Raw genomic sequence first — 19,312 nt, 5'->3', positions numbered from 1 at the left:
CGCGTGGCCCTTCGCGGGCCCCCGTCCTCCGCCCCCAGCCCCCGGCCCCGGGTCAGCGCAGCGCGTCGAAGGCGCCCGGGTGCGTGTGCTCGCGTACCGACGTGTACTGCTGGCGGACCGCGGTGCCCACGGCCGCGTCGTCACCCGGCTCGAACCGCCGGGCGCCCGCCGGCTCCCACTCCGGCGCCTCGCCCTGGGCCTGCGACCCGAGCACCGCGCCGAGCGACCAGGCGGCCTGCCGGGCGGCCCCCAGCGCGGCGTACTCCCCGGCCTGCGGCACCACCACCTCGGCGCCGAACAGCGGCGGGGCGATCCGCTGTACGGCGGGCAGTTCGGCCGCCGCGCCCAGCAGGAACACCCGGCGCACCTCGACGCCCTTGCCGCGCAGCACGTCCAGCGCGTCGGTCAGCGCGCACAGCATCCCCTCGAACGCGGCCCGCGCCAGGTGCTCCGGCTTCATCGAGTCGCGCCGCAGCCCGCTGAGCGTGCCCGCGGTGTGCGGCAGATCGGGGGTGCGCTCGCCCTCCAGGTACGGCAGCAGCACCAGCCCGTACGCACCCGGCGTGGAGGTCAGCGCCAGCTCGGACAGGCCGGGCAGGTCGGTGCCGAGCAGTTCCGCGGTGCCGCGCAGGGTGCGGACCGCGTTGCGGACCTGGAGCAGCGGCAGGTGGCGGCCGGTCGCGTCGGCGTACGAGGTGATGGTGCCGGTCGGGTCCTTCAGCGCCTCGTGGTGCACCGCGAAGACGGTGCCGGCCGCGCCGAGCGAGACCACCGCGTCGCCGGGGCCCAGGCCCAGGCCGAGCGCGGCGGCCATGGTGTCGCCGGTGCCGGCCGAGATCAGCAGGCCCTCGGGGGTCTGCCCGGCGGGCTCGGCGGGGGCGAGCACCTCCGGCAGCCGGACGCTGTGGCCGAGGGCGCGCTCCACCAGGTCGGGGCGGTACTCGCCGGTGGCCGCGGACCAGTAGCCGGTGCAGGACACGTCGCCGCGGTCGGTCGTACGGCGCTCGGGGCGGCCCAGCAACTGCCAGACCAGCCAGTCGTGCGGGAGCATCACCTCGGAGACGCGCTTGGCGGCGGCCGGTTCGTGCTGGGCCAGCCAGCGCAGCTTCGCCACCGGGTGCGACGCCTGCGGCACCGCGCCGACCGCCTCGGCCCAGCCGGCCGGGCCGCCCAGCTCGTCCACCAGGTCCGCGGCCTGCACCTGGGCCCGCTTGTCGCCGCGCAGCAGCGCCGGGCGCACCATCACGCCGCCGGCGTCCAGCGCCAGCATGCCGTGCTGCTGCCCGGCGATGCCGATCGCCTGCACGCCCTCCAGCACCCCGCCGGTCGCCGCCTCGCCCAGCGACAGCAGCCACGCCTGCGGGTCGATCTCGGTGGGCTTCTCGCCGTCGTCGAGGGGATGCGGGGCGTGGCCCTGCCGCACCACGGCCCCGGTGTCCGTGTCGCACACGACGATGGTGGTGCCTGTGGTCGAGCTGTCTATACCGGCGACTTTCCCCATGCGCCGATGATGCCGTACGGCGGGCCCGGCGCGCGCCCCTCCCGGGGATCACGAATGGGGACGGATGCCCGCGGGGGCGGCAGAGCGGACGGGTCCGCACACGTCCGGGTACGGACGTGCGCGGAGTGACGTTCACCCGGAGGCGTGCACGGACATGCGGGCGCGCGGGGCCCGGGCCGGGTACGGCCGGGCGCCCGCGCGACGGGACGGGGGTGCGGCGGGTCAGGTGTTCGAGGTGCCCCAGTCGCTGTCGGGCGCGTTGCCGTTGCGGCCCGCGCGCATCTTTCCGGCCAGGGCGTCGGGCATCCGGTCGCCGACCTTCGCCGTCACCGTCTCCTTCGCCTTGCCCGCGGCGGTACGGCCCTGCTGCATCGCGGACTCCGCGGTGTTCCGCACCGCCGGGTTCTGCGCGAGCTTCCGGGCGGCCTCCCGGATCTGCTCGTACCGCTCCCGCCCGGCCCGCGCGCCGAGCACGAAACCGACCAGGGCTCCGGTGATGAACGTCAGCCGGTAGCGCATGGCTCCACCCTTCCTAACTCCGGTTCTGCCGGACCTGTGGCGCGCCTACCCTGCGTCGCCGGGGGCAACCCCGTGCAAGCAGTTGGCGGAGCACCCCCCTGCTTGCGCTAATGTATGTGTCGCACCGAGAGCGCGCCTTCCGGGAGGACCCTGGGGGGTGCATTCGGTGCATGTAGCGCGATCCCCTGTAGCTCAATTGGCAGAGCAGCCGGCTGTTAACCGGCAGGTTACTGGTTCGAGTCCAGTCGGGGGAGCTGATCCCCTGTAGCTCAATTGGCAGAGCAGCCGGCTGTTAACCGGCAGGTTACTGGTTCGAGTCCAGTCGGGGGAGCGCGGAATCAGGACCCTTCGGGGTCCTTTTTCGTCCCCCGGGCCGCTGTCCCGCCCTCACCTCCGGTCGCGTCGCGTCCACCTGACGACGCGTCCGTACACCCGCGAGGGCGACAGATCGTATGAGCGGCTATGCTGCGGCAGACGGCGCGCACGGCACGCCGCACGGGGCGGTAGCTCAGCCGGTTAGAGCAGCGGACTCATAATCCGTCGGTCGTGGGTTCGAGTCCCACCCGCCCCACCCTGCCGGCCTTCCCCGCCACCCGGACCCACCTGCGGAAACCGCTCTGCCGAGCCTTCCCGCGGGGGCCTTCGCGGGACCCTCGAACGGCCGATGAGCCCGGGGTCGGCCCGGGAGTCTGGCTTCCTCCGATCGGACGAGTCCGCGGGGACGGGCCGGGCGGCGCGGTTCGGGGCGTCGGTGGCGAGGTTCCGTTCGACGGGGTCCAGGTCGACGGTGCCCGGGTCGACGGGGTCCGGGTCGGCGGGGTCCGGGCTGACCGCCACGGCGGCCGCCGCGGGAGCGGAGGGGCTGATCGGCATCCTGCGACGCGCAGCCGTCCGTGAGGGACCCCGCGGCCCCCGCACCCGATGGCGCCGGCCCCACCGCCGCCCTGCGCACCGGCGGCGCGACGGTCACGCCGTATCCCACCGCCGCCTCCCGCACCGGCCGACTCGACCCGGGCGGAGTCCACTTCGGCTGTCCCGGCGCCGGCAGAACCATCCCGGCGAGGTGGTGGCGGTCACCGGGCCGAGCGGCGCCGGCAAGTCCACGCTGCTCGCGCTGCTGATGCGCTTCTTCCACGACCCGGACGCGGGGTCGATCCGGCTGGACGGCGCCGACCTCTGGGACCGGTCACACTGCTGCCGCTGCGCACCCGCATCCTCAGCGGCAGCGTCCGGGAGAACATCGCCTGCGGCCGGCCGGGCGCGACCGACGAGGAGATCCGGCGGGCCGCCCGTACGGCAGGGGCGCACGGATTCGTCACCGCGCTCGACGACGGCCGCTTCACCCGGCTGTCCGGCGGCCGGCTCCAGCGCATCGCGATCGCCCGCGCCCTCGTGCGCGACACGCCCGTCCTCGTCCTCGACGAGCCGACCACCGCACTCGACCCGCGGGCGGCCCACGACCTCCTCCCCGCGCTGCCCGGCCTGTCCGCCGACCGCACCATCGTCATCGTCCGTCAGCCACGACGTGAGCCTCGCCGCCCGGGCCGACCGCGTGCTGGTCCTCGACGAAGGACAACTCGCCGAATCCGGCGCCCGCACCCAACTGCTCGCCCGGGGCGGCCGCCAGGCGAGCCTCCACGCCTGAGCGCCGCTGCCGCGGGTCAGGGCGGGTCCCAGGCGGTCGCTCACCTCTGCTTGCTGTACAGGCGCAGGGCGATCGGGGTGCAGACGAGCGCGAGGGCGGCGGTGGCGGTCAGGGACCAGGTGACCGCGCCGGCGGTGTGGCCGGTGTCGTTCATCAGGTCGCGGGCCGCGGTGGCGACGTGGCTGAGCGGGTTGACGCGGACGACGGCCTGGAGCCAGCCGGGCATGGTGCGGGGCTGGACGAAGATGTTGCTGGCGAACGAGAGCGGCATGAGGACGGCGTTGGCGATGCTGATGACCACCGCCGGGTCGCGGACGAGCAGGGCGACCGCGGCCCACAGCAGGGACAGCGACAGTCCGAAGGCGACGACGAGGGCGACGGCGGCGAGCACGCCCGGCACGCCGCCGTCGGCGCGGTAGCCCATGGCCAGGCCGAGGCCCACCACGATGGCGGAGGCGAACAGGTAACGGGCGGCGTCGCTGAGCAGACCGCCGAGCACGAAGGCGCCGCGCCAGATCGGCAGGCCGCGGAAGCGGTCGAAGGCGCCGCTGCGCACGTCCTGGGCGAGGCGGCCGCCGCCGTACATGGTGACGATGGCGATGCTCATGCTGAGCACCCCGGGCAGCAGGATCGTGAGGTAGTCGCCGGTCGAGCCGCTGATCGCGCCGCCGAACAGGTAGGTGAACAGCACGGTGAACAGGATCGGGATGGCGGCCGAGTCCACGAGCTGCTTGGGGTCGTGCTTGATCTTGAGCAGGGCGCGCCGGCCGAAGGTGGCCGAGGCGGTGAGCGCGGAGGCGCGGCGGGCGGAGCGTCCGGCGGCGAGCAGGGCGTCGATCGGGTCGGCCGGTGCGGGGGTGGGGCGGGCGGAAGAGGCGGAGGTGGCAGCGGAGGAGGCCGAGGCGGCGGAAGTGCTCATACGGTCGGGTCCTTGCGGTCGTCGGCGGTGGCCGGGCCGGCCGGGTGGCCGGTCAGCGCGAGGAACGCCTCGTCGAGGCTGGGCCGGCCGAGGGAGAGGTCGGCGACGCCCACGCCGGCGTCGGCGAGCCGGGTCATGGCGCGCCCGACCAGCCGGCCCATGTCCCGTGCCCCGTCCGTGCTTTGCGCACCCGGCGTCCCGTTCACGCCCGGCGCCCCGGCCGTGTCCTGCGGGTCCTGCGCGTCCTGCCTGCCCCGCGGGTCCGGCCGGGTGGCGAGCGATACGGACAGGGCGAGCGGGTTGGCGGCGAGCCGGATCGTGCCCTCCAGGCTGCCGGCCAGGATGTCGCGGGCCTTCGGACGCTGCTCGCCGTCGAGGAGCCGCAGGTGCAACGTGCCCGAGCCGACCCGGGACTTGAGCTGGGCGCTGGTGCCTTCGGCCACGATCCGGCCGTTGTCGATGACCGCGATCCGCTCGGCGAGCTGGTCGGCCTCTTCGAGGTACTGGGTGGTGAGCAGCACCGTGGTGCCGGCCGCGGCGACGTGGCGGACCAGCTCCCACACCTGGTTGCGGCTGCGCGGGTCGAGACCGGTGGTCGGCTCGTCGAGGAAGAGCAGGTCGGGGGTGACGACCAGGCTGGCGCCGATGTCGAGCCGGCGGCGCATGCCGCCCGAGTAGCCGCCGACCGGCCGCCCGGCCGCCCCGGTCAGGTCGAACGCGGCGAGCAGGTCGTCGGCGCGCCGCCTGGCGGCGGCCCGGGTCAGGCCGTGTAACCGGCCCAGGACCAGCAGGTTCTCGTATCCGGTCAGGTCCTCGTCGAGGGAGGCGAACTGGCCGGTCACCGCCACCCGGGCGCGGATCGCGTCGGCCTCGGTCACCACGTCGTGGCCGAGGACGCGGGCGGTGCCGGCCGAGGGGCGGGTCAGCGTGGCGAGGATACGGATCGTGGTGGTCTTGCCGGCTCCGTTGGGGCCGAGGAACCCGAACACCTGGCCGCGCCGGATCGTGAGGTCGATCCCGTCCAACGCCCGGCTCTCGCCGTAGACCTTGACCAGGCCGCGTGCCTCGATCGCCGGATGGTCGTCTCCGCTCCCGGGTGCTCCACTCCAGCTTTTCTTTGACATGCCGTAAGAGTTGGCTAACTCTGTCGGCTTGTCAAGGTTACGGTCGGGCGCATATTGTCGCGGCATGGCCGACCCGCACGACCCGCACGAAGCCCCCGCACCGCACGACACCCCCGCACCGCACGACGTCCCCGCACCGCACGGCATCCCCGCACCGCCGCCGCCGTCACGGCGCCGCCGGGCCGACGCCCGGCGCAGCATCGACGCGATCCTCAACGCGACCCGGGTGGTGCTCGGCGAGCGGCCCGACGCGAGCATGGAGGACATCGCCGCGGCGGCCGGCGTCACCCGCCAGACCGTCTACGCGCACTTCTCCTCGCGGGAGGTCCTGGTCGCGGCCCTCGTCGAGGTCGCGTCCGCCGAGTTCGCCGCGCTGCTCGACGAGGCCGCTCTCGACACCGCCCCGCCCGCCGACGCGCTGACCCGGTACCTCGACGCCGGCTGGCGGTTCCTCGACCGCTACCCCCTCCTGCTGCACTCCGCCACGGCCCAGATCCCGCGGCCCGCCCACGACCCCCACGACTTCGTGCCCCCGCGGCTCACCCGGCTCGTCCGACGCGGCCAGTACGCGGGCGACTTCGACCCGGCGCTGCCCGCGGACTGGCTCGCCGCCGCCATCCTCGGGCTCCAGCACACCGCCGTGGACCAGGTCGCGGCCGGGCTGCTGACCAACGACAAGGCGGCGGAGCTGTGTGCGGAGAGCGCGCTGCGCCTCTGCGGCGGCCAGGCACAGCCGTAGCCCCATTGGTGGCCGTGCCGTGGCCGTGCCGTAGCCGTAAGGGCGCGGGCCGGCTGTCACGCCTCCTCGGCCCACCAGGACCCGGACCAGGACCAGGACCCGGACCCGGGACAGGCCGGGGTGCGCCGAGGCTCCGCCGCACGTCCGCTCGGGCAAAGGGAGTTGCGCCCTGGGCCGATCCGTTTGCGTCCGTGGCCAGGGCCTGTGTCCTGCCGGCCTCAGGGGTCCGCGGCTGCACCGGCTGGGGCGGCACCCGTCTCCTCAGCGAGGCGCCGAACCCGCCCGGTTCGCTCCTGACGCCCGGCGCGACGACCGGCCCTGCCGGCGCCGTCGGCGGAACCTGAGGCCGAGGCCCACGCACGGGGGCCGCGTACCGGCGCCCGGTACGCGGAAAGTGCCCGCCACCTGGACCGGCGCGACCCGAAGGTTCGTCGTCCCAGCGCGGAGGGCACTTTTCGCGTGCACGGCGGGCGGCGATCAGCAGGAGAGGTTGCCGATCGGTGCGGTGATTCGGTGCGTGGACGGGTGTGGAGATCGGTGTGGAGATCGGTGCGGGGTGGGCGTGGGGATCGGTTCGGCGGAGCCGCGACGCCGGACGGCGCCCATGCCCGCGCTCCGCGCGCCTGGCTCCACGCGGTCACGGGTGATCGTCCGTCCAACCGGGCGGACATGATGGGGCGTCAGGCGTAGAGTGCCTGATATGGAAGCCGAAGGGGGAATCGGCGGCCGGAGCTCCTGGGCGGCGCCGTCGTGGGCGGTACGTATCCGGCGGGGCGATGGGACGATCGCGGGGGCCGGAGTGCTGGTCGACCCGGAATGGGTACTGACGCACGCGGGGGCGGTCGCCGAAGGAGAGCGCGTCACCGCGGAGTTGGTCGGCGCCGGCGGGGTCTCGCTGCACGCGGTCGCGGACCAGGTGTGCGCGGCCGAGGCGGGCGGGGTGGCGCTGCTGCGGCTGGACGGGTCCGGCCCGGCGGGCGCGGCCGGTTCGCTGCGCCGGCTGTCCGTGCCGCACCGCAGGGTGCGGATGTACGGCTTCCCGGCCGCCGACGGCACCGGGCGGTGGATGGCCGCGGCCACGGAAGCCGTGGCGAGCGGCACCGACGGGCGGGTCCGGCTGGCGCCGGCCGGTCCGGGCGCCGCGGGCTTCGGCGGCGCCGGGGTCACCGACGCCGCCACCGGCGACATCGTCGGCGTGGCGCTGCCCGGAAACGTGAACGGCGACCGCGCGGGCCCGTATCTGAGCCCGGCCGAGACCGTCGTACGCCACCTGCCGCGCGCCCGCGGCTGGACCCGCGGCTGGGCCGCCGTCGACGAGCGGCTGGACGTGCTCGGCCGCGAACGGGGCATGTTCGACCCGCACTTCGCGCAGCGGCTGGCGGAGTGGTTCCGCGGTGACCGCCCGAGGTCCGTGCCGCGCCCGCCGGGTGCGCCCCATGTGGCGGGCGCGCCGGTCCGGCCCGGTCCGGCCCGCACCCGACGGCGTACCGGCGACGGCAGCCAGGTCAAGATCAGCCAGGTCCGCGCCGACCACCCGGTGCGGGTGACCACGCTCTGCCGTGCCCTCCGGCTCGCCGACCGCGAACTGCCCGGCCCGGCCGCCGGCGACGCGGACACCGACCCGCCGCCCGGTGGCCTCGACCTGGCGCTGAGCGCGTCCGGCCGCAGCACCCTGTGGATCGCCGAGCGGGTCGCCGACCGGCTCGGCGTGCTCCCGGAGGGCCGGGAGGACATCGACGACACGGGCGTCGACGCGATCGTCCGGCGCATCCTCGCCGCCTCGACCACCCTCACCCTCGTCCTGGTCGGGGTCGACGAGGCGCCCGACCCCGACGGGCTGCTCGACCTGCTCGCCCGGCTGCGCGTGCACGGCGACCGCATGCTGCTGGTCTTCCGCCGCGACGGGGCCCATGTCGCCCGCGCGGAGAGCCAGTTGGTGATCGAGCCGAGCCAGCAGCGGCAGGCGCGGCTGGTGGGGATGCTGACCGAGATCACCGGCCCGCTCGCCGACGCGCTGCACGAGCGGATGGCCGAGGTGCGCGCCGACTGCGACCGGGCGCTGGACGCGCTGGTCAAGGCGCACGCGGTACGGACCACCATGGCGGGCACGGTCGGTGTGGCGGCCGGACGCGGCGGGCACCCGGACCTCGCCCGGTTCGAGCGGGTGGCGGTCCGGGCCGAGCGGCGGATCAGGGAGGCCGTCGAGCGCCTCGACCCGCTGATCGAGCGCCGCGCGGAGCTGATCGGACGCCTCGACTCGTACCAGGTGCTCCACCAACAGGCTTTGGACAGCGAGGACTTGGCCGCGGAGGACCGTTACCAGGCCGCCTACGAACTGCTGCACGCCCGGCCCTGCGACCTGGCCGCAGCGGAGGTCGCGATGCGCGAGTACGCCGGCTTCATCGAGCGATGGAGCAGCAGGCACCCGCAACGGCGGGGGCCGTCGGGCCCGGGGGCGGACGGGCAGCCGGGGAGCGGGGACGGTGCGGGGGAGGGGGCGGAGGTGCACCACGTTGCGTCGCCGAACCGTCGTGCGGAGCCGAGCCACGAGGTGGAGCCGAACCACGGTGCCGGGCCGAACCACGGTGCCGGGCCGTACCGCGCCGCCGGACCCCGCCACGCTTCCGAGCTTGGCCAAGTCCCTTTACGTGAACCGGATCAGGAGGGAGGCGAGCCCCGACTGTGACCGACCCGCCCGTGCGCTGCCCGCGCCCCGGATGCGACGGCACCCTCATGTCCACCGGCTTCTGCGACACCTGCTCCCGGATGCCGCCCGCGGCGGCCCCTCGCGGCGTCACCTCCGTATCCCCACCGAGGACCGCGCCCGCGCCTGTCCCCACCCCTCCGCCTGCCCCCGCACCCGCGCCCCCGTCCCCGCCGACGCCCACCCCTGCGCCCGCTCCCGCTCCCGCGGCCACACTCGCGGCCACACCCGCCCGTGAAGGAGCCGGTCCCGGACCGGACCGGCCCCGCACGCCCGGGCCCCGTACCGGCGCGGACAGCTCGGCGGACTTACCCGACGGCGAGTCCGGCCGTACCGACAGCCGCCGCGAGCGCGCCCGCCGGCAGCGCGCCACGCGCCGCACCGCCGACCGAGACCGCGACCGTGACCGCCAGGGTGACCGCGACCGTTCCGCCGAGGACGCCGCGTCCCGGCCCGGCCTCGCACCGGCCCCCGCCGTCCCCAACTTCGACACGTTGGACAGCGACGGCCTCGTCCCGCTCCCCGACATCCCCGCGCCGCCGCTCGCCAGCATCGCCCGCGCCCCCAGCCCGCCGCCGGTCGGCGGCCGGCCCTGCGGCATCCCGGAGTGCCCCGGCACCATCGGGCTGGCGTACGACGGCGGGCCGCCACCCGACCACGGCTACTGCCCCGAGTGCGGCACGCCGTACTCCTTCCGCCCGCAACTGCGCGTCGGCGACGAGATCGGCGAGGCGAGCCGGCAGACGTACCGCGTGCTCGGCTATCTCTCGCCGGGCGGCACGAGCTGGGTGTACCTCGCCGAGGACACCGAGCTGAAGGACCTGCGGGTGGTGCTCAAGGCCCAGATCAACAACAGCGACGCCATCGCCCGCCTGCGCGCGGTCGAGGAGATGCGCTCGCTCGCCTCGCTGCACCACCGGGACGTGGTCGGCGTCATCTCCTCGCGCAAGCACCTCGCGCCGGGCGAGGAGGAGCCCACCGACTACATCGTGATGGAGTACGTCGCCGGGCGCCCGCTGAACCTGCTGCTGAGGTCGAACCCGGACGAGCTGGAGGAGCTGTTCGGCGAGCCGTTCGCCCTCGACCACGTGGTGACGTACGGCTGCAAGATCCTCGGCGCCCTGGAGTACCTGCACGACCAGGGGCTGCTCTACTGCGACATGAAGCCCGCGAACGTCATCCACTACGGCCGGCAGATCAAGTTGATCGACCTCGGTGCGGTGCGCCGCAAGGACGACCGCGCCACCCGGCTGTCGTACACCCGCAACTACGCCCCGCCGTCAAGGGAGTTGAGCCAGCGCGGGTTCCATGTCGACAGCGACCTGTTCACGGTCGGCCGCACCCTGAACGAGCTGTACGACAAGGCGGTGCCGGCCGCCGGGCTCGCCGAGCGCTCCTTCGACCGGCTGATCGCCCGCGCCACGCACGACGACCCGGCCGCCCGCTTCACCTCGGCGGCGCAGATGTCCCGGCAGCTGTGGGAGGTGCTGCGGGAGCACCGCGCACTGAGCCGGCACGAGCGGCACCCCGAGCGCTCCACCCGGTTCGAGCCGACCGCGGTGCTCTTCGGCGCGGTGCTCGGCGAGGCCCCGGGCACCGGCTACTGGACGGGGCGGGGCGGGCGGACCGGGCGGACCGGGCAAGCCGGGCAAGCCGGGCAGGCCGGGCAGGCCGGGCAGGCCGTCGGGACCGCACCGGAGCTGGAGTTCGGCGCGCCCGGCCCGAAGGAGGTGGCCCGCGCGCTGCCGGTGCCGATCCCCGACCCGGACGACGGCGCCGTGGTCTTCCTCGGCCGGCTGGGCGCGGCGGTGCCCGAGCGCGTCGCGGAGCGGGTGCTGCACGATCCGCCGCTGCGTACGGTCGAGGTGGCGCTGTGGCTGTGCCGCGGCTATCTGTGGCGCGGCGGCGAGGAGGCGGCCGAACAGGCCGCGGCGTGGCTGGCCGAGGCGGAGCGGCTGATGGGCCCGGACGCCGCGGCCTACGACTGGCGGCTCGCCTGGCACCGCGGCCTGCGCGACCTAATGAACGACCAAGTGCACACGGCACAGGGCTACTTCGAGGCCGTCTACGACATCGTGCCCGGCGAGTGGGCGCCCAAGCTCGCGCTCGGCTACTGCGCCGAGCGCCTGCGCGACCCCGAGCAGGACGTCAGCCGCTACTACGAGGCGGTCTGGGAACGCGACCGCACCCAGGGCAGCGCCGCGTTCGGCCTGGCCCGCGGCCACCTGCGTGCCGGGCACCGTACGGCGGCGGTCCGGGTGCTGGGCGAGGTCCCCTCCACCTCACGGCATTACGACACCGCGCGGATCGCGATGATCCGGGTGCTCACCGGGCGGCTGCCGGGCGCCGACCCCACCGCGGCCGACCTGCGCGACGCCGCCGACCGGATCGCCGAACAGCCCTCCGGCGCGGCCAAGAAGCGGCTGGTCGCGGAGGTGCGGGAGCAGGAGTACGCGCGACGGCTGGCGGCGGCGACGTCGCCGGGCGGACCCGAGGAGGCGGCGTACAGCCGAGGCGCCGCTCCCGTCGGCCAACTCGCGCAAGCAGAAGGGGTGTTGACGCGGCTACGCGGCCGGCTGGGCCGCCTGCCGGTGCTCGGCGCCCACCGGCCGCCGACCGGTCCCGACGGCGCCTGGCTCGACCGGCCGTTCCCCGCGCTGCCGCCCGGGGAGCTCTTCGAGGGCGCGGCCGACGGGCGCCGGCTGGCCACGCTGCTGCACGAGTCGCTGCACGACCTGGCCGACCAGGGGCACGACGCGGCCGAGCGCGGCGACCTTCTCGACCGGGCCTACGCGGTCCGTCCGGAGAGCAGGTTCTGACGGCACCGGCGGCGGACCCGTGCCGGCCACGGGCCCTCCGACCGACCTACCCACCTACCGACCTACCGAGCGACCGACCTACCGAGGCGACCGACCGAGCGAGCGGTGAGGAGCAGCAGGCAGCAGTGGACACTCACGGGAGCACGAGCGGGGACGCGGGCGCGTACGGTGACGGGCCCGGCTCCGGGCCGCCGGTCCCGCCCAACGGGCCTGGCGCGGAAGCGGGTTCGGGCCCGCCGCCGTACCAGGGCCAGGACCAGGACCAGGACCAGGGTCAGCACCAGGACCAACGCCAGGACCAGGGCGCCGGGCACCGCCAGGACGCGGCCGGCCCCGCCGTCGGGCTCGGGATCAGCCAGCGCATGTACCTCCCGGCCGGAGCCGGCGCGCAGGACCTGCACGCCATCCTGACCGTGCACGTCGACGGCATCGACGAGGCCGCGGCCACGGGCGCCGCCGCGGGCGCCGACGGGCCGCCGCTCGCCGAAGTCCTCGTCGTGGACTGCTCGGTCTCGATGAACGTGCCGGAGAAGAAGATCCACGCGGCCCGGCAGGCCGCCGTCACCGCGCTGAAGGCGCTGCCGGACGGCACCCCGTTCGCGATCGTCAAGGGCACCCACCACGCGGTGACCGTCTACCCGCCCTCCGGACCGATGCGCCCGGCCTCCGCGGCGACCCGGGCCGAAGCGGCGCTCGCGGTGTACGCCATGCAGGCCGGCGGCGGCACCTGCGTCGGCAACTGGCTCGACCTGGCAGGCACGTTGCTCGCCGAGCAGTCCGCGCCGATCCCGCACGTGCTGATGCTCACCGACGGCCGGAACGAGCACGACGACCGCAACCCGCTCGCCGCGGTGCTCGACACCTGGCAGGGCCGCTTCCTGTGCGACGCCTGGGGCATCGGCAAGGACTGGGACGCGCAGGTGCTGGTGGACGTCACCACGCGGTTGCACGGCAGCGCGGACGCGGTGCACGACGAGTCCGAACTGCCGTCCGCCTACGCGGCGTTGGTCGAGCGGCTGCTGGCCAAGCCGCTGCCGGAGCTGGAGATCCGGGTGACGCCCTCACCCGGCAGCCGGCTGCGCTACCTGCGCCAGATGTTCCCCAACGAGCTGATCCTGCCGCAGACGGCGACCGAGACCGCGACCGGTGCCGCGGTCGCCTTCACCACCCGCGCCTGGGGCAACGAGGTGCGCAGGTACCAGCTGTGCCTGACGGTCGATCCGGAGGGGCGGGCGCTGGACGAGGACCTTCAGGCGGCGGTCGTGGAGGTGGTGGCGCCCGGCAGCCGGTTCCGGCCGGCGGGCGGACACCCGCCAGGGCCGGGCGAGTTGCGGCTGCCACCGGCCAAGCCGTGCCGGGTGCGGTGGACCGACGACCCGGTGCCGGCGCTGACCGGCAACGAGGAGGACGAGCACTTCGAGAAGCACCGGCGGCTGGGCGACACCGCCGGGCGGGCCGCCGAGGCGTTCCGCGTCGGGCAGCGCGAAGCCGCGGTCCGGCTGCTCGGGATCGCGGTCATGCTCGCCCACGAGCTGAACGCGCATCGCCAACTGGCCGAACTCCAGCGGATCGTGGAGATCCGCGACCCGGCCAACGGGAACGTGGTGCTGCGCGAGGGCGTGACCCGGGACGCGTTCGAGCACCTGATCACCGCGAGCACCCACACCACGCACGGCCCCACCTCCGACGGCCTGCCCGGCGGAGACCTCCAGGTGCGGCCCGTGGCCGGGCTGGTCGGCTGCCCGAAGTGCCGGGCCCCGATCCCGTCGAACGCCAAGTTCTGCCCGCACTGCCGGCACCGCCTCACGCCGAGAGTCGAGGCGCCATGAGCACCACCTCGCGCGAACTGTGGCACCGGCTCTGGCTGTTGACGGCTCTGATCACGGTCACCACGCTGGCCCTGCTCGGCTCCTACGCCGGGGTGCACAGCGACGCGGTGCCGCTGGCGTCGTCCACCGCGTCCGGCGTGCTCGACGTGGACACCGCGAAGGACGCGCTGCTCCAGGCCAAGTCCGACGCGGAACAGGACGCGGCCTCCGACGCGGCAGGCACCAGCAGCTTCTCCACCCAGGTCGCGGTCGCCAACCAGATCCTCACCTCGGCCGCGGCCGAGGACGTCACCGGGCCGAGCGGCCGGCTGACCCTCAAGACGGTCACCGGCCTGATCTCGGCGTACTCGTACTGGATCGGGCTCGCCGGACAGGTCCCGAGGGACTCGCCGCTGCACGACGGCTACATGCACGACGCGGCCAACGTGCTGGGCGCGCCCGGTGACGCGGTGACCGGTGCGTCGCTGATGAGCCGGCTCAACGCGCTCCAGCAGGCGCAACTCGCGGTGGCGCGCCGGCAGGCGTCGTTCGGGTGGCCGCTGGTGCTGGGCTGGTGCCTGTCGGCGGTGCTGGTCGTCGCGCTGACCGCCGCGCTGGTGGAGGCGCACCGCTTTCACCGGGCCCGGTTCCGGCGCCGCTGGAACCGTCAACTCGGCGCGGCCGGCGGCCTGCTGGTGTGCGGTGCGGTGGTCCTCGCGGCCTTCACCTGGCAGACCCACACCGGCCTGTTCCATGCCCGCAGGCTGCTGGAGCGGCCGCACGCGGGCGGGCAGATCAGCACCGCGGGGGCGGAAGTCGCCCGGCGGATGGCGGACACCGGCTTCCGCGCCGCGGCGGCCGGCTGGATAGTGGCCGGGGGAGTGGCACTGATGGTTCTGGTCGTGTGGGCACTGGTGCCGCGGATCAACGAGTACCGCGTCAAGGCGTCCCGATGAGGCGGCCGGACGCGCGGGGATACGGCGTCATCGGCCTGTGCCTGGTGGTGGTCGCCGTGGTGGGTGTCGTGGTGGTGCGGGCGGTCGGCGGGAACGGCTCGGTGACGCTGCTGGCGAACTGGAGCGGGGGTGACGAGACGCTCTTCCGGCAGCAGGTGATCCAGCCGTTCGAGGCCGAGGAGCACATCCACGTGCTCTACCAGGGCAGTTCGGCCGAGAGCCAGGTGCTCGACGCCGACGCCGAGGCCGGCGCGCCGCCCGACATCGCGGTGCTGCCCGGCCCCGGCGAACTCGCCGACTACGCGTCCAAGGGCCAACTCGCCCCGCTGGACGGCCTGATCGACGGCAAGGACTTCAACGCGCCCTGGGCGCGCAAGGTCGACGGCCCTCCGGGCGAGGGCGCGCACTACTACTGGCTGCCGATCAAGACCGACCTGAAGAGCGCGGTGTGGTACCCGAAGGGCATGACGGCCGGACAGCGCACCGCGGCCGCGGCCGCCCCCGGCTCCTGGTGCCTGGGCATGGTCTCCGGCGCCACCTCCGGCTGGCCCGCCACCGACTGGATCGAGGACATCCTGCTCCAGCAGGCCGGTCCCGCCGTCTACCAGCAGTGGGCCGGCGGGCGCCTGCGGTGGACGGACGCGCGCGTCGCACGGGCCTGGCGGACCTGGGGCGACATGGTCGGCGCCGGCCAGGCCGCGTACGTCCGGCCCGCGGTGACGCGCCCCTACGACGTGGTCTCCCGCACCGCGGCCGGCGGGGGCGCCGCGTGCACCCTGGAGCACCAGTCGTCGTTCATACGGGCCGACGCCGGCTGGGCGAACAGCGCGGACCCCAAGCGCTCCGACGCGGACTTCGTGCACTCCGCGGACCTCATCCCCGGGTCGGACAGCGCCCAGGACGCCTGGGAGGTCTCCGGCGACCTCGCCGCGATGCTGCACGACACCCCGCAGGCACGGAAGTTGATCAGCTACCTGGCGCGGCCCGAGGTCCAGCAGAAGTGGAGCCTGTCGCAGTCCGCGTTCTCCGCCGACCGCGCGGTGCGGACCTCCGCCTACGGCGCCGACCCGGTCAGCCTCGCCGCGGCCAGGACCCTCGACTCGCCCGGTACCGTACGCTGCTACGACGCCTCCGACGCGATGCCCGCGGTGATGCGGGACGCCTTCGAACTCGCCGCGCTGCGCTACCTGGCCGAACCCGCCTCGCTGGAGCACCAGTTGACGATCCTGGATGGGGTGCGGAAGCGGCGGACCATGGTCTGGCTGCCGAAGGTCTGCGGCAGCGGCACCGGTTGACGTATCGACGCCTCAACGCCTCGACGCCTGGAACACGTTCCCTGCGCGGACCGGGTGCGGGGCGGGTGCGGGTTGGGTGCGGACCGGGGCAGCGGGGGCGTTCAGGTGCCGGGCCGCCGCGCGCCGAGGGACGACAGCAACTGGAGCTTGTCGTACGACTCGGAGCCCGGCGTGGCCGTGTACACCAGCAGCCGCTGCGACTGGTCCTCGTCGAGCAGGTTCTGGCAGTGCAGTTCGAGCAGGCCCACGTCCGGGTGGAGCATGCGCTTGATCTCGACCCTGCGCAGCCCCACCTCGTGGTCGCCCCAGATCCCGGCGAACTCCTCGCTCGACGCCAGCAGCGCGTCCACGAGTTCGCCGGCCGGCGAGTCCGGGCCGAGCGCGGTGTACCCCTCGCGCAGCCCGGCGGTGAAGAAGCGGCTGTGCTGCGGGTGGTCCGGCTCGGGGTAGGTCAGCCGGGCCACCGGGTCGGTGAACCAGCGGTAGACCATGAAGCGGTCCAGGCCGGAGTAGCCGGTCTGGTCGCCGACCAGCGCCATCGACGGCTGCGTCTGGAGCAGCGTCTCCCCGAGCACCGACATCACCTGCGCTGGGGTGTCGGCCAGCCGGTCCACGATCCGCATCATGCCCGGGCTGACGTGGTCCGCGCGCAGGCTGCGGCGCGGGGTGCCGTGGCCGGCCATCCGGAAGAGGTGGTCGCGCTCGTCGAGCGACAGGTGCAGGCCCCGGGCGATCGCGGCGAGCATCTGCTCGGACGGCTGCGGGCCGCGGGCCTGCTCGATCCGGCCGTAGTAGTCCGCGGACATCCCGCACAGCGCGGCGACCTCCTCGCGCCGCAGCCCCCTGGTCCTGCGCCGCTGCCCGCGCGGCAGCCCCACGTCCTCGGGTTGCAGCGCCTCCCGCCGGGTGCGCAGGAAGTCCGCCAGTTGTTCTCGGTCCATGATCCCAGTCTCCCTCGCCCGCCCGGCCGCCGTTCCCCGCCGGCCGCCGTTCCCCGCCGGCACGGTCCTCCGCTAGAGCAGGGTGCCGCCGGACGCCTCGACGCGCTGGCCGTTGATCCAGCCGGTGTGCTCCGACAGCAGCGACGCGACCACGCCGCCGATGTCGTCGGGCTCGCCGACCCGGCCGAGGGCGGTCTCCGCGCCGAGCTGCGCGCGCACCTGCGCGTTGTCCCGCAGGTAGCCGCCGCCGAAGTCGGTGGCGATCGGCCCGGGGGCCACGGTGTTCGCGGTGATGCCGCGTTCGCCCAGCTCCAGCGCCAGGTAGCGGGTGAAGACCTCCACCGCGCCCTTCATCGTGGCGTACGCCGACATGCCCGGGCGGCTGAAGCGGGTCAGCCCGGAGGAGATGTTGATGATCCGGCCGCCGTCGGCGATCAGCGGCGCGAGCGCCTGGGTGAGGAAGTACACGCCGCGCACGTGCACCGCGAACAGCGCGTCGAAGTCCTCGACGGTGGCCTGCGCGAAGGGCGCGGCGGCGGCCTGCCCGGCGTTGTTGACGAGGTAGTCGAAGTCCTCGCGCCGCCACCCCTCCTTCAGCGTCCGCCGCACCTCCGCCACGAAACCGGGGAAGTCCTCCAGCCGGCCGGTGTCCAGCGGCAGGGCCCGCGCGGTGCGGCCGAGCGCGGTGATCTCGTCGACGACGGCCTGCGCCTCGTCGGCGTGCGAGCGGTAGGTGATGATCGAGTCGACGCCTTCCGCGGCGAGCCGCAGCGCGGTGCTGCGGCCCAGCCCGCGGTTGGCGCCGGTGATCAGGGCGACGCGGTCGCGGGTCTCGGTCTGCTGGGTCATGGCGGTCTGCTCCTCGCGGGTGGGCGGCGGCCGTACCGTCCGTACGGCCTGCGGTCTCCGCCTTCGCTCACCAGCCTGCGCGCGTCCGCGCACCGGATGAAGGCCCGGCTCAACCAGGGACCCGCGATCCCTGGCTACGGCCCGCCCGCCCCGCCCGCCGGAGCCCCGCCCGCCCCGCCGGAGCCCCCCCACCCGGGTCCGCTACGTCAGCGGCCCGGTGACCGGCAGGACCACCTCGCACGGCACCGGCCGCGGGTGCGCCGGGTCGAGCGCGTTGAGCACGTCGGTCAGCGCGATCGGGTCGTACGCGATCTCCAGGTGATCGCTGGCGTCCAGCCCGCACTGGTCCTGCACGGTGATGTTCGTGACGTTGGGCGCGGCGGGCAGCAGCGCGTTGGTGTACGGCGTGACCACCTCGTCACCGGTGGTGGTGATCACGGTGTACGTCACGCCGGGCACGGTCTCGCCGCCGCTGTTGAGCGAGGTGAGGAAGTCCGAGCCGACCTCCTGCTCGACGCAGGCCGCGCAGGCCGGGCCGACCACGAACTGGTTGGCCGGCTCCAGCAGGCCGAGCTGGCGGCCGAACTCGGTGAGGCCGTCCAGGGTGGTGCCGTTGTTGCTGGGGGACAGCGCGATCAGCTTGTCGGTCTTGGCCGCGCCGCCCAGGTTCTTCAGGTAGTAGCGCGGCATCATGCCGCCCTGGGAGTGCCCGACCAGATCGACCTTGGCCGCGCCGGTCGCCGCCAGCACCTGGTCGACGAACGCGGAGAGCTGCGCCGCGCCGTCCTCGGCCGGACCGGTGCCCTGGATCGCGGCGGACGCCGAGGAGCCGCCGTAGTCGAAGGCGAAGACGCAGTAGCCGTTGTTCGCCAGCAGCGGCGCGGCGCCGCCCCAGTTGTCGTTCATGTTCTCGAGGGTGCCGTGCACCAGCACCACGGGGTACGGGTGCGCGGCGCTCGGCGTGCACGACCAGTTGTTCGCGCCGGCCGGGGCCTTCGTCGGGCTGAAGAACCCGCCGACGAAGCCGGTGCTGAAGTGGTAGTTCACCGGGAGCCGGCCCGACGCGGCCGGTGCGGCGGCGTCCGTGCCGGCGGAAGGGGAAGCGGAGGAGGCGGCGGCAGAGGTGGCGGAGGCGGTGGAGGCGGAGGTGGTGGAGGCAGCGGCGAAGGTGCCCTGGGTGCCGGCCAGGGTCAGGCCGAGCGCGGCGGCGGCCGTCGCGCAGCCGCGCAGAAGGGTGCGTTTCATGTGGCGTTACCGTCCCTTGTTCGGGAATGCGAATTCCGGCAGTGCGGCGATCGGTGATGCTAGGAAGCGCCGTCGGGCCGGTCAACGGCCTCGGCCGGACGCCCGGAAAAGCGCGTGCGGAGATGCCAGGAAACCGTGCGCCCGCAATGCGGAACTGTCATCGGCGGCAGAAGAACAGCCGCCCCTGCCCCACCTGTTGACTCGCCGGTAACATCGCCGCATACTCCCCTGTGGGCCACCAGCACCGG

13 protein-coding genes, 3 tRNA genes and 2 pseudogenes are annotated in these 19,312 nt (G+C 74.7%); 11 read left to right on the top strand and 7 right to left on the bottom strand.

The annotated features are described in order from the left end of the window. Positions 1 to 52: 52 nt before the first annotated feature. Entirely contained in the window at positions 53 to 1,501 is a 1,449-nt protein-coding gene (locus tag ACIPAE_RS04300; protein ID WP_329369675.1) for an FGGY family carbohydrate kinase, read from the bottom strand. Positions 1,502 to 1,723: 222 nt separating this feature from the next. Continuing rightward, positions 1,724 to 2,020, bottom strand: a complete 297-nt coding sequence (locus ACIPAE_RS04295) for a YtxH domain-containing protein (protein WP_328463753.1) — start codon at positions 2,018 to 2,020, stop codon at positions 1,724 to 1,726. A gap of 181 nt (positions 2,021 to 2,201) precedes the next feature. Between ACIPAE_RS04295 and ACIPAE_RS04290 the strand changes: the two genes are divergently transcribed. From ACIPAE_RS04290 to ACIPAE_RS04270, 5 genes and pseudogenes are all read left to right on the top strand, one after another. Further along, positions 2,202 to 2,274: transfer RNA gene (locus ACIPAE_RS04290), tRNA-Asn, on the top strand. Positions 2,275 to 2,278: 4 nt separating this feature from the next. Then, positions 2,279 to 2,351 (top strand) — tRNA-Asn (locus tag ACIPAE_RS04285). Between the two features lie 166 nt (positions 2,352 to 2,517). Then, a tRNA-Ile gene (locus tag ACIPAE_RS04280) sits at positions 2,518 to 2,591 on the top strand. 93 nt (positions 2,592 to 2,684) lie between these two features. Next, positions 2,685 to 3,191, top strand: a pseudogene (locus ACIPAE_RS04275) (ATP-binding cassette domain-containing protein); the annotation flags it as partial. 5 nt (positions 3,192 to 3,196) lie between these two features. Further along, a pseudogene (locus ACIPAE_RS04270) lies at positions 3,197 to 3,442 on the top strand (ATP-binding cassette domain-containing protein); the annotation flags it as partial. 263 nt (positions 3,443 to 3,705) lie between these two features. On the opposite strand, the gene ACIPAE_RS04265 reads toward ACIPAE_RS04270, so the two are convergent. Together ACIPAE_RS04265 and ACIPAE_RS04260 are read right to left on the bottom strand one after the other, a co-directional pair. Further along, the gene (locus ACIPAE_RS04265; RefSeq protein WP_402442801.1) at positions 3,706 to 4,584 is read right to left on the bottom strand and encodes an ABC transporter permease; all 879 of its coding nucleotides are present in this window, start codon (positions 4,582 to 4,584) and stop codon (positions 3,706 to 3,708) included. Continuing rightward, positions 4,581 to 5,708: an ATP-binding cassette domain-containing protein gene (locus ACIPAE_RS04260; RefSeq protein ID WP_402442799.1), complete on the bottom strand. Its 1,128-nt coding sequence runs from the start codon at positions 5,706 to 5,708 to the stop codon at positions 4,581 to 4,583. Before ACIPAE_RS04260 ends, ACIPAE_RS04265 begins: the two co-directional genes overlap by 4 nt. Positions 5,709 to 5,772: 64 nt before the next feature. Here ACIPAE_RS04260 and ACIPAE_RS04255 point away from each other — a divergent pair, with 64 nt between their 5' ends. The 6 genes from ACIPAE_RS04255 to ACIPAE_RS04230 all read left to right on the top strand — a co-directional run bounded on the left by ACIPAE_RS04255 (position 5,773) and on the right by ACIPAE_RS04230 (position 16,029). Beyond that, positions 5,773 to 6,447 (top strand): TetR/AcrR family transcriptional regulator, encoded by a 675-nt coding sequence (locus ACIPAE_RS04255; protein WP_402442797.1) that lies wholly within the window; start codon positions 5,773 to 5,775, stop codon positions 6,445 to 6,447. A gap of 700 nt (positions 6,448 to 7,147) precedes the next feature. After that, positions 7,148 to 9,133: a serine protease gene (locus ACIPAE_RS04250; RefSeq protein ID WP_402442795.1), complete on the top strand. Its 1,986-nt coding sequence runs from the start codon at positions 7,148 to 7,150 to the stop codon at positions 9,131 to 9,133. A gap of 47 nt (positions 9,134 to 9,180) precedes the next feature. Next, complete coding sequence (locus ACIPAE_RS04245; protein WP_402443293.1) at positions 9,181 to 11,970, top strand: tetratricopeptide repeat protein; 2,790 nt, start codon at positions 9,181 to 9,183, stop codon at positions 11,968 to 11,970. 125 nt (positions 11,971 to 12,095) lie between these two features. Next, complete coding sequence (locus tag ACIPAE_RS04240) at positions 12,096 to 13,799, top strand: VWA domain-containing protein (RefSeq protein ID WP_402442794.1); 1,704 nt, start codon at positions 12,096 to 12,098, stop codon at positions 13,797 to 13,799. Then, positions 13,796 to 14,734: a hypothetical protein gene (locus ACIPAE_RS04235; protein ID WP_366411381.1), complete on the top strand. Its 939-nt coding sequence runs from the start codon at positions 13,796 to 13,798 to the stop codon at positions 14,732 to 14,734. Before ACIPAE_RS04240 ends, ACIPAE_RS04235 begins: the two co-directional genes overlap by 4 nt. Next, on the top strand, positions 14,731 to 16,029 hold the full coding sequence (locus ACIPAE_RS04230; protein WP_402442793.1) for an extracellular solute-binding protein: 1,299 nt from the start codon (positions 14,731 to 14,733) through the stop codon (positions 16,027 to 16,029). Before ACIPAE_RS04235 ends, ACIPAE_RS04230 begins: the two co-directional genes overlap by 4 nt. A 101-nt stretch (positions 16,030 to 16,130) precedes the next feature. Here the strand turns inward: ACIPAE_RS04230 and ACIPAE_RS04225 are convergent, their stop codons facing one another. From ACIPAE_RS04225 to ACIPAE_RS04215, 3 genes are all read right to left on the bottom strand, one after another. Then, on the bottom strand, positions 16,131 to 16,970 hold the full coding sequence (locus ACIPAE_RS04225; protein ID WP_328463730.1) for a helix-turn-helix transcriptional regulator: 840 nt from the start codon (positions 16,968 to 16,970) through the stop codon (positions 16,131 to 16,133). Between the two features lie 72 nt (positions 16,971 to 17,042). After that, positions 17,043 to 17,819: an SDR family NAD(P)-dependent oxidoreductase gene (locus ACIPAE_RS04220; protein WP_402442791.1), complete on the bottom strand. Its 777-nt coding sequence runs from the start codon at positions 17,817 to 17,819 to the stop codon at positions 17,043 to 17,045. A gap of 201 nt (positions 17,820 to 18,020) precedes the next feature. Further along, positions 18,021 to 19,064: an alpha/beta fold hydrolase gene (locus ACIPAE_RS04215; RefSeq protein ID WP_366411377.1), complete on the bottom strand. Its 1,044-nt coding sequence runs from the start codon at positions 19,062 to 19,064 to the stop codon at positions 18,021 to 18,023. Positions 19,065 to 19,312 lie beyond the last annotated feature (248 nt).

Origin of the sequence: Streptomyces sp. NPDC087270, assembly GCF_044744625.1 — a bacterium.
Classification (GTDB): domain Bacteria; phylum Actinomycetota; class Actinomycetes; order Streptomycetales; family Streptomycetaceae; genus Actinacidiphila.
Note: the sequence above shows the minus strand (reverse complement) of the source record. Positions and strands in the feature narration are given on the sequence as shown.